At 44.0% G+C, this 13,558-nt stretch carries 11 protein-coding genes; all 11 read left to right on the top strand.

The features are described 5' to 3' along the window. The first annotated feature begins 122 nt into the window (after window positions 1-122). Window positions 123-1,115 (top strand): ketol-acid reductoisomerase, encoded by a 993-nt coding sequence (ilvC, locus tag BK120_RS13450; RefSeq protein WP_076268008.1) that lies wholly within the window; start codon window positions 123-125, stop codon window positions 1,113-1,115. A gap of 120 nt (window positions 1,116-1,235) precedes the next feature. Further along, on the top strand, window positions 1,236-2,780 hold the full coding sequence (locus tag BK120_RS13445; protein ID WP_076268007.1) for a 2-isopropylmalate synthase: 1,545 nt from the start codon (window positions 1,236-1,238) through the stop codon (window positions 2,778-2,780). A gap of 366 nt (window positions 2,781-3,146) precedes the next feature. Next, window positions 3,147-4,226 (top strand): 3-isopropylmalate dehydrogenase, encoded by a 1,080-nt coding sequence (leuB, locus tag BK120_RS13440; protein ID WP_076268006.1) that lies wholly within the window; start codon window positions 3,147-3,149, stop codon window positions 4,224-4,226. Window positions 4,227-4,370: 144 nt separating this feature from the next. Beyond that, window positions 4,371-4,919 (top strand): peroxiredoxin, encoded by a 549-nt coding sequence (locus tag BK120_RS13435; protein WP_076268005.1) that lies wholly within the window; start codon window positions 4,371-4,373, stop codon window positions 4,917-4,919. A 313-nt stretch (window positions 4,920-5,232) separates the two neighbouring features. After that, on the top strand, window positions 5,233-5,649 hold the full coding sequence (locus BK120_RS13430; RefSeq protein ID WP_076268004.1) for a hypothetical protein: 417 nt from the start codon (window positions 5,233-5,235) through the stop codon (window positions 5,647-5,649). A 232-nt stretch (window positions 5,650-5,881) separates the two neighbouring features. Beyond that, window positions 5,882-6,697, top strand: a complete 816-nt coding sequence (sigI, locus tag BK120_RS13425) for an RNA polymerase sigma factor SigI (RefSeq protein ID WP_076268003.1) — start codon at window positions 5,882-5,884, stop codon at window positions 6,695-6,697. Then, window positions 6,694-8,025 carry an anti-sigma factor domain-containing protein gene (locus tag BK120_RS13420; protein ID WP_076268002.1) on the top strand — a complete coding sequence of 444 codons (1,332 nt, stop codon included), beginning with the start codon at window positions 6,694-6,696 and terminating at the stop codon, window positions 8,023-8,025. The genes sigI and BK120_RS13420 overlap by 4 nt, the downstream gene beginning before the upstream one ends. A 198-nt stretch (window positions 8,026-8,223) precedes the next feature. Further along, on the top strand, window positions 8,224-9,594 hold the full coding sequence (locus tag BK120_RS13415) for an ATP-binding protein (RefSeq protein WP_076268001.1): 1,371 nt from the start codon (window positions 8,224-8,226) through the stop codon (window positions 9,592-9,594). A 150-nt stretch (window positions 9,595-9,744) separates the two neighbouring features. Next, entirely contained in the window at window positions 9,745-11,307 is a 1,563-nt protein-coding gene (locus tag BK120_RS13410) for a leucyl aminopeptidase (protein ID WP_256710884.1), read from the top strand. Between the two features lie 92 nt (window positions 11,308-11,399). Beyond that, window positions 11,400-12,107, top strand: coding sequence for a DNA alkylation repair protein (locus tag BK120_RS13405; protein WP_076268000.1), 708 nt, complete (start codon window positions 11,400-11,402; stop codon window positions 12,105-12,107). 167 nt (window positions 12,108-12,274) lie between these two features. Further along, on the top strand, window positions 12,275-13,279 hold the full coding sequence (locus tag BK120_RS13400) for an acetylxylan esterase (protein WP_076267999.1): 1,005 nt from the start codon (window positions 12,275-12,277) through the stop codon (window positions 13,277-13,279). Window positions 13,280-13,558 lie beyond the last annotated feature (279 nt).

Raw genomic sequence — 13,558 nt, 5'->3', positions numbered from 1 at the left:
AAGAGTTCATCATTCAACATCCCGCTTTGAGCGGGAGTTTAAGGGGAGAACCGCTGCTTAAGGGTCATTCTCTGCTTAAACACCCGCTCAAAAGGGTTAAACTAAAGGAGGCAATTATTAATATGGCAGTTACAATGTACTATGAAAAAGACGCTGATCAAGGCGTACTACAAGGTAAAACAATTGCAGTTATCGGTTACGGCAGCCAAGGCCACGCTCAAGCACAAAATCTTCGCGACAGCGGCTTGAAAGTTGTTATTGGTCTTCGTCCTGGTAAATCCGCAGACGTTGCTAAAAAAGATGGTTTCGAAGTACTTACAGTTGCTGAAGCAACTAAAGTGGCTGACGTTGTTCAAATTTTGCTTCCTGATGAAACACAAGCGAAAGTGTACAATGATGAAATCGCTCCTAACTTGAAAAAAGGCGCGGCTCTTATGTTCTCCCACGGCTTCAACATTCACTACGGACAAATCGTTCCAAACAAAGATACAGATGTATTCTTGGTAGCTCCAAAATCTCCTGGTCACATGGTTCGCCGTACGTACCAAGAAGGCTTTGGCGTTCCTGGACTAATTGCTATTGAGCAAGATGCTACTGGCAATGCTAAAGCTATCGGTCTTGCATATGCTAAAGGTATCGGCTGTACTCGTGCAGGCGTTATCGAAACTTCTTTCAAAGAAGAAACAGAAACAGATTTGTTCGGTGAGCAAGCCGTTCTTTGCGGTGGTGCTACTGCACTAGTTAAAGCTGGTTTTGAAACGCTTGTTGAAGCTGGCTACGCTCCAGAAATGGCTTACTTCGAGTGCTTGCACGAGCTTAAATTGATCGTTGATATGATGTATGAAGGCGGAATGGCGTCCATGCGCGATTCTATCTCCAACACAGCTGAATACGGCGATTATGTAACTGGTCCTCGCATTGTTACTGAAGAAACGAAAAAAGAAATGAAACGTGTATTGGAAGACATCCAATCCGGTCGTTTTGCTCGTGACTTCATCTTGGAAAACCAATCGAACCGTGCAATGCTTACAGCTACTCGCCGTAATGAAGCTGCTCACCCGATTGAAAAAACAGGCGCACAGCTTCGTGAATTGATGCACTGGATCAAGAAGTAATAAAAGATAGAATGTAGGAAAATATCCCGGTTCGCCGGATCGTTTGACGATGAGCACGTTGTATCGCCATGTGGTCCGAGCGCACCGGGATCATTTTGTTCACGGAGGTGCATTGCACAAATGCGGAAAATATATGTTTTCGATACAACGCTTCGTGACGGAGAGCAATCTCCTGGGGTTAACCTGAACACGAAGGAAAAGGTAGAGATTGCCCTTCAGCTTGAAAGGCTGGGAGTGGACCGCATGGAAGCTGGCTTCCCTGCTGCGTCTCCGGGGGACCTTGCTGCAGTTAATGCGGTAGCGCGAGCAGTTAAAAATGCTACAGTTATCGGACTCTCACGCTCGCGTGAGCAGGATATCGATGCTGTTCGTGAAGCGCTTATCGGCGCACAGGATCCGTGCATTCACGTATTTCTTGCTACAAGTCCAATTCACCGCAAGCACAAGCTGCGGATGGAGAAGGAGCAGGTACTTGAAACGGCAGAGCGTGCCATTCGGTATGCAAAGCAATATTTTGACAAAGTTGAATTCTCAGCAGAGGATGCTGGACGTACAGAGCTGGACTTTCTGTGTCAGGTCGTTGAGATGGCCATTAAAGCGGGAGCAACGGTCGTAAACATTCCGGACACGGTCGGTTATATGAATCCGCAAGAATTCGGGAACATCTTTAAGGTGTTGAAGGAAAATGTGCCGAATATCGAAAAAATTCAGTTGAGCGCACATTGTCACAATGATCTCGGCATGGCGACTGCAAATTCGCTGGCAGCGATCTTGAATGGTGCAGATCAAGTTGAGGGTACGATCAATGGTATCGGGGAGCGCGCAGGTAACACAGCGATCGAAGAGATTGCAATGGCGCTTGCTACGCGCCCGGACTACTTCGGAGCTCAAACGACGCTGAACCTGAAAGAAATTGCCAAGACGAGCCGCCTTGTCAGCAAGCTGACGGGCATGGTCGTTCCAGGCAACAAAGCAATTGTTGGTGCCAATGCATTCGCGCATGAATCTGGTATTCATCAGGATGGCATGCTGAAAGAAAAAACGACGTATGAAATCATTTCACCGGATACGATCGGACTGAAGGAATCCAAGCTGGTGCTTGGCAAGCATTCGGGACGCCATGCGTTTCGTGAGAAGCTGATCGACCTAGGTTATGAGCTTGAGGACGAAGCGGTTAATGCTGCTTTTGCTAAATTTAAAGATTTGGCAGATCGCAAGAAAACCGTAAGTGATGAGGATATTCTTGCTCTGCTTGAAGAGAAGCTCATTGATACGCCGGAAGTATTCAAATTAGAGATGATCCAAGTAAGTTATGGCAATCAATCTACGCCAAGCGCATCCGTTCGGATTCGTAAAGCGGAGGGTGAGGTCATCGATGAAGCGGCAATCGGCAACGGTTCCGTAGACGCCATCTATAACGCGATCGACAAGGTGACACAGGAAGTCGTGGAGCTTGAAGATTATTCGATCAAATCCGTATCGCAAGGCAAGGATGCGCAAGGCGAGGTTCATGTTGTACTAAAGCAGGATGATGTTTCTGCTCAAGGACGTGGACTTAGCACGGACATTCTTGAAGCTAGCGCGCGAGCATACATCGATGCGCTTAACCGACTGATCGAGAAGCGCAAGACGCCAGGTCGCCGCGATAAGATGAGTCTAATCTAAAAAGAAAGCAGTTCGCCAGAGTTTAACCTTTGGGCGGACTGTTTTTTTTTGTTCTTTAATAGATATAGCTTCAAAAAAGGGATAATCAATGACTCTATAGTTACAGCCTATAGAGTAAATAGATTTTATATCTTGGTAATCAACTCGTTTTTATGGTACAAATGATAATAGAATGAGAATGAATGTGTAGACTTGTATTTTTCAACAGGATTCGCCAAGCAAAACGCCTTTGGCGTCCTTTGGACGCTGAAGTAGCTTTGACGGTGAAATATAAGCCCTTTATAAGCTAACAAACTTATAAATTCTTATATTTTTGAAAACGTTGAATGGACAAGTTTAACTCAAAACGAGGAGTGTTACATTATTATGTCAGAAGTTAAAAAAATTGCAGTTATTGCCGGCGACGGTATCGGCCCTGAGGTAGTTGGCGAAGCACTTAAAGTGCTCAAAAAAACTGAAGAGCTTTACGGCTACAAATTCGAAACAGAACACGGCTTGTTCGGCGGTATTGCAATTGACGAGAAAGGCACACCATTGCCGCAAGAAACACTTGACCTTTGCAAAGGTGCAGACGCGGTATTGCTTGGCGCAGTAGGCGGACCAAAATGGGACAACAACTCCAAGGAGCTTCGTCCAGAAACAGGCTTGCTCGGCATTCGCAAAGCACTTGGCCTTTTCTCAAACATTCGTCCAGCTACCGTATTCGATTGCTTGAAAGAAGCTTCAACTTTGAAGCCGGAAGTGCTTGAAGGCACAGATCTCATCGTTGTTCGTGAATTGACTGGCGGTATTTACTTTGGCGAGAAATTCCGTCGTGAAGGCGCTGGCGGCGAAGAAGCGGTTGATACATGCGTATACAACGTGCAAGAAATCGAGCGCATCGTGCGTCAAGCATTCGATATCGCTATGACTCGCAGCAAACGTCTTGCTTCTGTTGATAAAGCAAACGTACTAGAAACATCCCGCCTATGGCGTGAAGTAGTAAACCGGATCGCTCCTGAATACCCAGAGGTAGAGCTAGAGCACGTGCTTGTTGACAACTGTGCAATGCAATTGCTTCGCCGTCCTTCGAGCTTTGATGTCATCGTTACAGAAAATATGTTCGGCGACATTCTTAGTGATGAAGCTGCAATGCTGACTGGATCAATCGGAATGCTCTCATCTGCATCGCTTGGCGAAGGCAGCTTCGGCTTGTATGAGCCGGTACACGGCTCAGCACCTGACATCGCGGGTCAAGGCATCTCCAACCCAATTGCAACAATCCTTTCCGTAGCGCTTATGTTCCGCCTTACATTTGGTTACCACGAGGCTGCTGCAGCAATTGAAGCAGCGGTGAAAGAAGTTCTTGATGCAGGCCACCGTACAGGTGATATTGCTGTTGATAAGAGCACAGCAATTGGCACAACAGAAATGGGCGATTTGATCGTAGCTGCTCTAAGAAAATAGTATCCAGATTATAATTATTATAAATAAATATTAATTATAATATTGACTTGTTTATAAACTAGTGATACTATTTACTAGGTAAGTCACACAGACGAAGTGGCATAAACAATAAAATTTATGGATAGGTCAAGGAGGTTTTCTATTATGGCAGAGCGTTTGGTAGGCCGTCAGGCCCCTGATTTTTCAATGGAAACAGCAACAGGTGACGGTAAAGATTTCGGTACAGCATCACTTGCAGATTATAAAGGAAAATGGTTGGTATTGTTCTTCTACCCACTAGATTTCACATTCGTATGTCCAACTGAAATTACTGCACTAAGCATGGCTGCAGCTGAGTTCAAAAGCTTGAACACTGAAATTCTTGGTGTCAGCATTGATAGCAAACATAGTCACCGTGCATGGATCAACACGCCGGTTAACGATAATGGTCTAGGTCAACTAGAATTCCCTCTTGCTGCTGATATTACGAAAAGCGTAGCTCGTGACTACGGTGTATTGATTGAAGAAGAAGGTATCGCTCTTCGCGGTCTATTCATCATCAATCCAGAAGGCGAAGTACAATATCAAGTTGTTAACCACAACAACGTTGGCCGCAGCGTAGACGAAACTCTTCGCGTATTGCAAGCTTTGCAATCCGGTGGTCTTTGCCCAATCAACTGGAAACCAGGTCAACAAACTTTGGTATCGAAATAATATATTTCGAATAGCAGAATTAACAAAACCCGTGCCATTTAATGGTACGGGTTTTGTTTTTGTCTACATAACGATACGGATAATGTGGAGAGAAAGCAGGAATTTCGTCCATGCAGAGCGAATATGGTATACTTAGCAACAGATAATAAAAAATGATAGGTTTGTTAACGCAAACTTTAGATGATGGTTTTGAAGATAGGTTTGCTTACGCAAGCCTAAGATGATGCTTACGAAGATAGGTTTGTCTTCACAAACCTAAGTTGATGCTTACGAAGATAGGTTTGCTGCGCAAACCTCTAAGGAGGAGTCGTCAATGAGTTTTTGCTGTGGAGCTAGTATGATTGGAACAAAAGGTACACTTAAGCATATTCGGACGCATATTCACAATGTGCCCATTATGTTTTGTCCTGTCTGTCACCGTGTAGATATTCATTATCTAATCGAAAATGAATATGAGATACTAGCCGAATATGCACATGGCGACGGTGCTGCTGAAGTTGATTTTCAGGAGTACGTAGAGCAAGAAGGCAAGGCGCTGCTTGAGAATTGCGTTAACCATGAGAATGAGGATCCAATGGATGTTGTCCACAGTCAAATCGATATGGCGCTTGATTTGCTAAGCTTTGCTAAGCAAATTGAGGATACGGAATGGCAGCTTGTTCTTAAGAAGCGTCTAGGGATGCTTAACAATAGAAGGAATAAGCTCCGTCAACGCCGTACTTCCGTTTAGTTTTTTAAACATGAATGGTGAGCCTCCTTCACGGGGGCTTTTCTTTATTTTGATCATATAAAAATGTATCATTTTGTAATTTTATTAAATTCGTTTGTTTCTCAATCAACGGTTTTTTGGCGATATAAAGGGCACTAAAGATGCTTTTAAATGTAAATTAAGATTTTCTCAGAATGTACCCCCCGAAACCGGGCAGACAGAAACGAATCATACTAATAGTGAGGTGGAGCGGTTGTTACTTGTTTTGTTCAAACGCTTTCTGCGGAAGTCTGTTTCTGCCAAAGCAGCAGAGGATGAGCAGAAGCTCACTCCAGAACAATGGGTTGCTCATATTCATGAAGGTGACGAGCTGCTGCGTGAGCAGTTCATAGCAGACTATAAGCCTTATATAATGAAAGTTACAAGTCGATTTTGTAAACGGTATATCGATCCGAGTCGAGATGATGAGTTCAGCATAGCGCTGCTCGCTTTTAACGAAGCCATCAATCAGTTTTCCAGCAGTGCTGGAAAATCATTTCTCGGATTTGCTGAAACCGTCATTCGTCGTCGGCTTATTGACCATGTCCGGAAAGAACAGAGGCATTCTCAGGTTGTGCCTTACAGCATGTTCGACTCAGAGGATGAGGAGCAGCCACAATATAATTCAGTCGAGACAAGACAAGCGATGACTGCATTTGAAATGAAGCGCACAGAGGACGAGAGAAGGCTTGAGATTACTGAGCTTAATCAAGAGCTTTTGCGATTTGGCATTTCCTTTGCAGAATTGGTAGACAATTCTCCCAAGCATACCGATTCAAGAAAGCTGTTGATTGGTATCGCGCAAACGCTCGTAAGTGAAACGGAATTATTAGATTCTTTAAGGCAAACGAATAAGCTGGCTGTAAAAGAGCTGACCGAAATGTGCGGCGTTTCCCGCAAAACGGTGGAAAGAAATCGGAAATATATTATTGCTATCGCACTTATTATTTCTGGAGCATACCCTTACATGCATGATTATTTACATATATCCGATGAGCGCATCATTGAGAATAAGGAGGCAAGCAAATGAAACGTGGAGTCGTTATGAGCATTCATAAGCAGTATGCAGTTGTGATGACGGCAGACGGTCAATTTTTGCAAGCCCCTATTCAGGGAACTACACAAATCGGAGAAGAAGTGACATTCGAAGAAGAGTTTAAGAAGCGCGTCATCCAGAGGCCGATTTATTGGTATGGGAGTGCTGCCGCTCTTATTTTGATTCTGTTTGTTCCACTTTTATTTTTCATGCAAAGAGATTCACAATCCATAGTTGCTTACGTGAGCATGGATATTAATCCAAGCGTAGAGCTGGGCGTCGATGAAAACGAGAAAGTACGTGAGCTTCGCGCACTTAATGAAGATGGAGAAGTCATTATTAAAGGGCTCAAATACGCAGGTATTCATGTGGAAGAGGTTGCTGCTTCTATTTTGAAGAGGGCTAAAGGCTCACATTATCTGGATACGCCAAACAAAGATATTTTTATTACGAGTGTTTTATTAGACGACAATTTTGCGAGTAAAGGCGATTTTGAGAATATTTTGACGGGAAAAGTCGATGAGAAACTGAAAATGCTGCTCACGCAGCTTGAGGCAGAAGCAGCAAGTGCTACAATTACAACGTTGTCGCTGCCTAATGAGGTGCGTGAGGAAGCAGCTATAAATGGTATTTCTTCAGGCAAGATGGCCGTATATTTAATGGCAAAGGATGAAGGCTACAGTATCGAATTGGAGCAATTGAAAAAGCAATCCATCGATCAGGCAACAGCGTCTATCGGCGGAGTGAAGACGATTGTTAGCAATGCGGGAGATACGAGCAAAGAAAAGCTCAAGAAGCTGGTAGCACTGGAAAAAGAGGATAAGGTTAAGCAGCAAAAGGAAGAAACAAAGACGAAACCGAAACCGATTAAACCGACTACGACTCCAACTGCAACCAAGCCTGTAAAAGTGGAAAAACCAACTAAGCCTGTCGTTAGCGGAGTAAATAAAGGCAACGCAACTAATAAGCCCAATAAAAACGGGACATGGGGCAATAAGCCGGTAATTACGCCAGGGAAACCAACTAAGCCAGTTCAGCCTACAATGCCGAGCGGCGGTAAAAACGATAATAAAGATGACGACAAAAATAATAACAATCATAATCACGATCGAAATAATAATGATGATGACAATGATCGAAATCGAGATCGCAAGGATAGAAATAATGATAGCAACAATAATCGCAATAATAACGTAAACAGTCCTCAAGGCAAGCAAGAAAATCATAATTGGAAAAATCGATATGATGATAAGAAAAATAAGGAATGGAAGCACGATTGGAATAGATGGTATAAAGGTCGGGGGAGCAACAATAATGATTAGACTTCCGATATAAAAATGAACAAATAGCAGGAAATGAATGCAGTAGGCTAAAGTCCTAGATGACTTTCGGGCAGACTTTTTGCCTATTTACGGTGCATAATTCGACAGGATTTCCGATTGACAGCGATTGTAAACTCGCCCTATGATTAGTAGTAACTGTAACCGTTATTTATAGATGTTGCCGGGGAGGAGTACAAGATGTTGGCCATTCGAAAGCGCTATTTCCCGGCGCTTGCCGAGTATATTCGGAGTGGTAAGGAAGTATCATTATTCCATGCTAACGAGCTTGGCAAGGAGCTTTACGGAATAAACCCTGAAGAAATTATTGCCGTACATGAGGAATGCATACAGTCTTTGGCTGCAAATGTTGACTCGGAGGAGGCTGTGCGATTATATAATCGTTCCTTTGTTTTTTTAATGGAGATTATGGTTGCTTGCCGATTTCGTTTGCAGCCAGAGAGATCAACAGAGCAAAAATTCACTGAAATGCGAGAGATGCTTTTCAGATCCAACCGCTCTTTTGAACGAGTCAAAAATAAGTATGAGAATGTTTTGCAGCACATGGACAGCGGAATTGCTTTGTTTGACAGTGATGGAATTTTATCGTTTATTAATGTGCAAATGGCCAAGCTACTCGACATCCCTCGGAAAACATTAATTGGTTGTACGATAAAGGAAATATTAAGACATCGGCGGCTTACTAGCAGCACGAAGCGAACAGTTCTTAGACTCTACAAAGAAATGTTTCTCATGCATAGCAAGTATTATGAGTTCCAACACAAAGATGGTAAACATCTATTGGTAACGGTTACATACGGTGATCAGTTAGACGGTGATTTTTTAATTAGCGTTAAGGATGTTTCTGAATATAAGCAAATTGAGCAGACGGCATTGCAAAACGACAAGCTTGCCATGCTCGGGAAAATTGCTGCTGCAATTGCACATGAAATTCGTAATCCGTTGACAAGTATTCGCGGCTTTATTCAGCTATTGCGGCCATATTTACTGGAAGTGGGCAAAGAGGAATACGCTCGTATTATTTTAACGGAAATTGACCGGGCAAATGATATCATTTATGAATTTCTAAATTCGTCCAAGCCATCAGCACCAATGAAACAATTGGTGTCTATCGATCATTTAATAAAAGAGGTTGTACTTCTGACCGAAAGTGAAGCTTTGATGCGGAATTGCGAAATTAAAGCGGAGTGTTATTGCTCAGAGCATCTCGTCTCGATTGATGTTAAACAAGTGAAGCAGGTTATTTTGAACATTATTAAAAATTCACTCGATGCGATTGAAGAAGTTCAGAGCGAGCGAAGAGGCCTTATTGATATTATTACGCGTGGAAATGGACAATTTGCCGAAATTATTATTAAGGATAATGGAAAAGGCATGGACAAAGCAACGATGAGCAGATTGTTTGACCCCTTCTTTACGACGAAGCAGTCGGGTACAGGGTTAGGCTTATCGGTAAGCTACAGAATTGTTCGCAATCATAACGGTACGATTAGAGTGGATAGTCAATTAGGGGTAGGGACTGAATTTATTCTGACACTGCCATTAGCTTAATGCTAACTACAAAAGAATTGGCTTAGCTGAATTGAATCGGATGCTCTCCCCCCAATCGTGGGCGGGGAGTATTTTGCTTTTTCATATCATGTTAGCTGAGTGACAAGTTTGCAATTATAAACATGGCAAAGAGGAGAATGCTTAGGTATAATGAGTTTGAAAAAAGCGATTGAGAGCGAGGAAATAATAATGAATATTCATTTTACATACGGGGTTCGCGGTACAGAGCAAGCAAATGCAGATGCGGTTATTCGTTTTGTCAGTAAAAAAGAGTTGACGCAATCAGATGCAGCTACCCCGATCGTACAGCCGCAAATCGATGAAGCGCTTAGAGGGCGTTATGCTAAAGGGTTGTTTAAAGCGGATTCAGAGCAAACGGAGATTATGCCGACGCTTGGATTGTATCCTGCGTCTCATATCGTGTTTGTTGGGCTTGAACAGGATGGCGGAGCTACGAGCCTGCGGCTTGCAGCAGCGGCTGCAGCCAAAGCGTTGAAAAAAATACAGGCGGTAAATGTACAAGTACTACTGTCTGATTCAATTGTTGAAGGGCCGGCTGCTAGCCTTGGAGCGGAGTCTACTGCACAAGCGCTGACTGAGGGCTTGCTGCTCGCGCTTCATGATCGGCAACCGTTAAAACGGGAGAAAGCAGAGCGATTTTCACTGAAAGAGGTTGCACTCGTACCACAGGGAGCAGCTGCATCAGCAGAGGAAGCCGCGTTGTGGTCGCAAGGGATAACAAAAGGCCGGTTGTATGTTGAAGGAGTCATTTTGGCGAGAGATCTTACGAATTTACCTGGCAATGACCTTACGCCAGAACGGTTGGCGTATCATGCAGAAGAATTAGCGCGTGAGCTTGATTTGGAAATAGAAGTCATTGATGAGTGGAGTGCGGCTGAGCAGCGGATGGGCGGTCTATTAGGCGTTGGTCAAGGCAGCATAAATCCACCGCGTATGATCGTTATTCACTATAAAGGCAATCCAAATTCAGAAGAGGCATGGGGACTAATCGGAAAAGGAATTACATTTGATACGGGCGGTATTTCCTTGAAGAGAGCGGAAGGCATGCAGGATATGATTTCCGACATGGGCGGCGCAGCTGCTGTGCTGGGTGCTATTCGCGTCATTGGAGAGCTGAAACCAGCAATCAACGTCATTGCAGTCATTCCAACAGCTGAGAATATGCCTTCGGACCGAGCGATTAAACCTGGAGATGTGCTGCGCATGATGAGCGGCCATACCGTTGAGATTGTGAATACCGATGCTGAAGGCAGATTAGTGCTGGCAGACGGACTTACGACCGCCATTACAAGGGGAGCAACGAAGCTGATAGATGTGGCAACTTTAACTGGTGCCGTATCCGTTGCCTTGGGTACGCACGCAACAGGCGCGATTACAAACAATGAAGAGCTCTACAAACAGGTGCAGCTTGCGTCAGAGAGAGCTGGCGAACGAATCTGGCAGCTTCCTTCTTATCCGGAATATAAGCGGCAGATTAGAAGCGATGCAGCAGATTTGAAAAATAGCGGCGGAAGATATGGCGGTACGATTACAGGCGGATTGTTCATTGGACATTTTGCCGAAGGATTGCCGTGGGTGCATCTCGATATTGCCGGAACTGCATGGCTGGATTCGAGCAGAGGCTGGGAGCCCAAGGGAGCTACCGGCGTCATGGTTAGAACTTTAGTTGAATTGATTGTACATCAAGAATAAGCTTTGAGATGTGATGATTTGGAGGTTCGCCGCTTCTGGCGTACCTCCTTTATTTGCGCAGTAATAAGCGGACTAAAATGGAGGGCTGACATATGACCTATGAAGAGATAATGAAGGAATTAGAGCGGCTTGGCAATGAGCAAACGAAAATGACCTTTATCCGTCATGGAGCCATGGAGCCGCTCTTTGGTGTGAAAATCGGTGATTTGAAGAAGCTTGTTAAATATGTGAAAAAAGACGAAGAGCTAGCGCTAAAGCTGTTTGCGTCCAGTAATAGCGATGCGATGTATTTGGCGGGACTTTCAGTTAATCCAAAAACCATTGCTAAAGAGACGCTGCAGCAATGGGTCAAACAAGCTTATTGGTACATGGCAGCAGAATATACGGTAGCAGGTGTCGCAGCGGAAAGCCCTTTTGCCCATGAGCTGGCAGTAGAATGGATAGACTCCTCGGAAGAGATGGTGTCCACGTGCGGCTGGAGCACTTATGCGAATTACATTTCTATTACACCGGACGAGCAGCTGAATTTTGATGAGATACGCTTTTTGTTAAACAGAATAAAGGAAACTATTCATACGGAGAAAAATCGTGTTCGTTATACGATGAACACCTTCGTTATGATTGTCGGTATTTATGTCTCGGAGCTGCGTGAAGAAGCAGAGGCCGTTGCAGCATTCATCGGCAAGGTGCATGTAGATGTCGGAAATACAGCGTGCAAGGTCCCGTTAGCTAGTGATTATATCCAAAAAACAGTTTCTTTGGGCAAAGCAGGCGTTAAGAAAAAAACATGTATCTGCTAACTGTTAATATCTTATGGTATATAATGAACAATTCATTTTCAAAAAAAGGCTATTTTTGGTTTGGCTCAATGAGTTAAACTTGAGATAGCTTATTTTATTTATGCCTCAAAGAACAATTTCTTTGTGTGTCGGAACGAAAATACATAGTGGAATAGGGGTATACTTATATGCATGCAATAAATAGAAGGAAAAATGATTTATTAGCTTATCGGCCATCCGTAACGATGGATGTTGAAGAGTTAAATCAATACTGGGAAAATGTATTAAACAGCTATGCAGAGAGGCCGCTTGATGTGAAGAGACAAACGGTTGAAACGCCAATCACGACGGTGAGAACGGAGCGTTTAACTTATAAAGGCGGAGATGATACGCCTATTCACGGGTTATACATCGTGCCTCAGCAAGGATTAAACGGTGCGAAGCTGCCTTGTGTCGTTATTTATCAGGGTTATACAGGCGACAAGGGACTACCAGAGCGTTATGCTGCATGGCTGCTGCTGGGTTATGCCGTATTTGCAGTTGATGCTAGAGGGCAAGGTGGCGAAACAGGCAACTTGCTAACCTCTGATGAAGGTTTCGTCAAAGGCTGGGTTTCACAGGGAATAACGAATACCGAGCGCAGCTACTACCAGGCGATTACAATGGATGCCGTTAGAGCGGTGGATACAGCTGCCCTACAGGATGAGGTGGATGAGTCGCGGATTGCGGTTGTTGGCGCTAGCCAAGGAGGCGGATTGTCATTGCTTGCTGCAGCGCTGAACTCCAAGGTAAGCGCGGTCGTTGCCGATATTCCGAACATGTGCCATATGGATTTTGGCCTAATGAATTCGACGAGCTCGCTTACGGAAATTGCTCAGTACATTAAAAGGTATCCTGAGCGGCTTAACGCAGTGCTGTCTACGCTTGCTCATTTTGACCTGTTGAATTTGGCTGAACGCATTAAGGCGCCTGTGTTGATGTCGGTTGGCTGGAAAGATACCGTATGTATGCCAGAGACAATCTACGCCGTATACAATCGGATACGATCGCTTAAGCAGCTAAATGATTATCCATTTTCAGGGCATGAGGTAAGCGAATACCAGAACCGAGAATCGATTTTGTTTTTACAGGAAGCGCTGAAAAACGGCCTAAAGCCTTCAATTGATGCAATCGAGCAGCAAGATAAGAATTAATGCTCAATTAGTTGTCCAAAAGAGACAATCAATGCTTCAAATGGATGATATCGATGCCAATATGGTTATGGATGGAGAGCGTACTATGTACTAGAATATATATGAGCTATAAAACGGTGTCCCTGACACATGTTCATTTTTCTTACTTTTCCCTTTATATGTTAAGGGATTAGTGTTTGCTTGATTATTATTGAAAACGATTTAGGCAAGTGCAAGTTGGCGAGCATGTATGGCGAGCATCGCCTTAGAAAATAATAGGATGGCAATGAATAGAGAGGG

It is taken from the genome of Paenibacillus sp. FSL A5-0031, assembly GCF_001956295.1.
Classification (GTDB): domain Bacteria; phylum Bacillota; class Bacilli; order Paenibacillales; family Paenibacillaceae; genus Pristimantibacillus.
The sequence above is the reverse complement of the archived record's forward strand: the minus strand, read 5'-3'. Positions and strand labels throughout refer to the sequence as shown.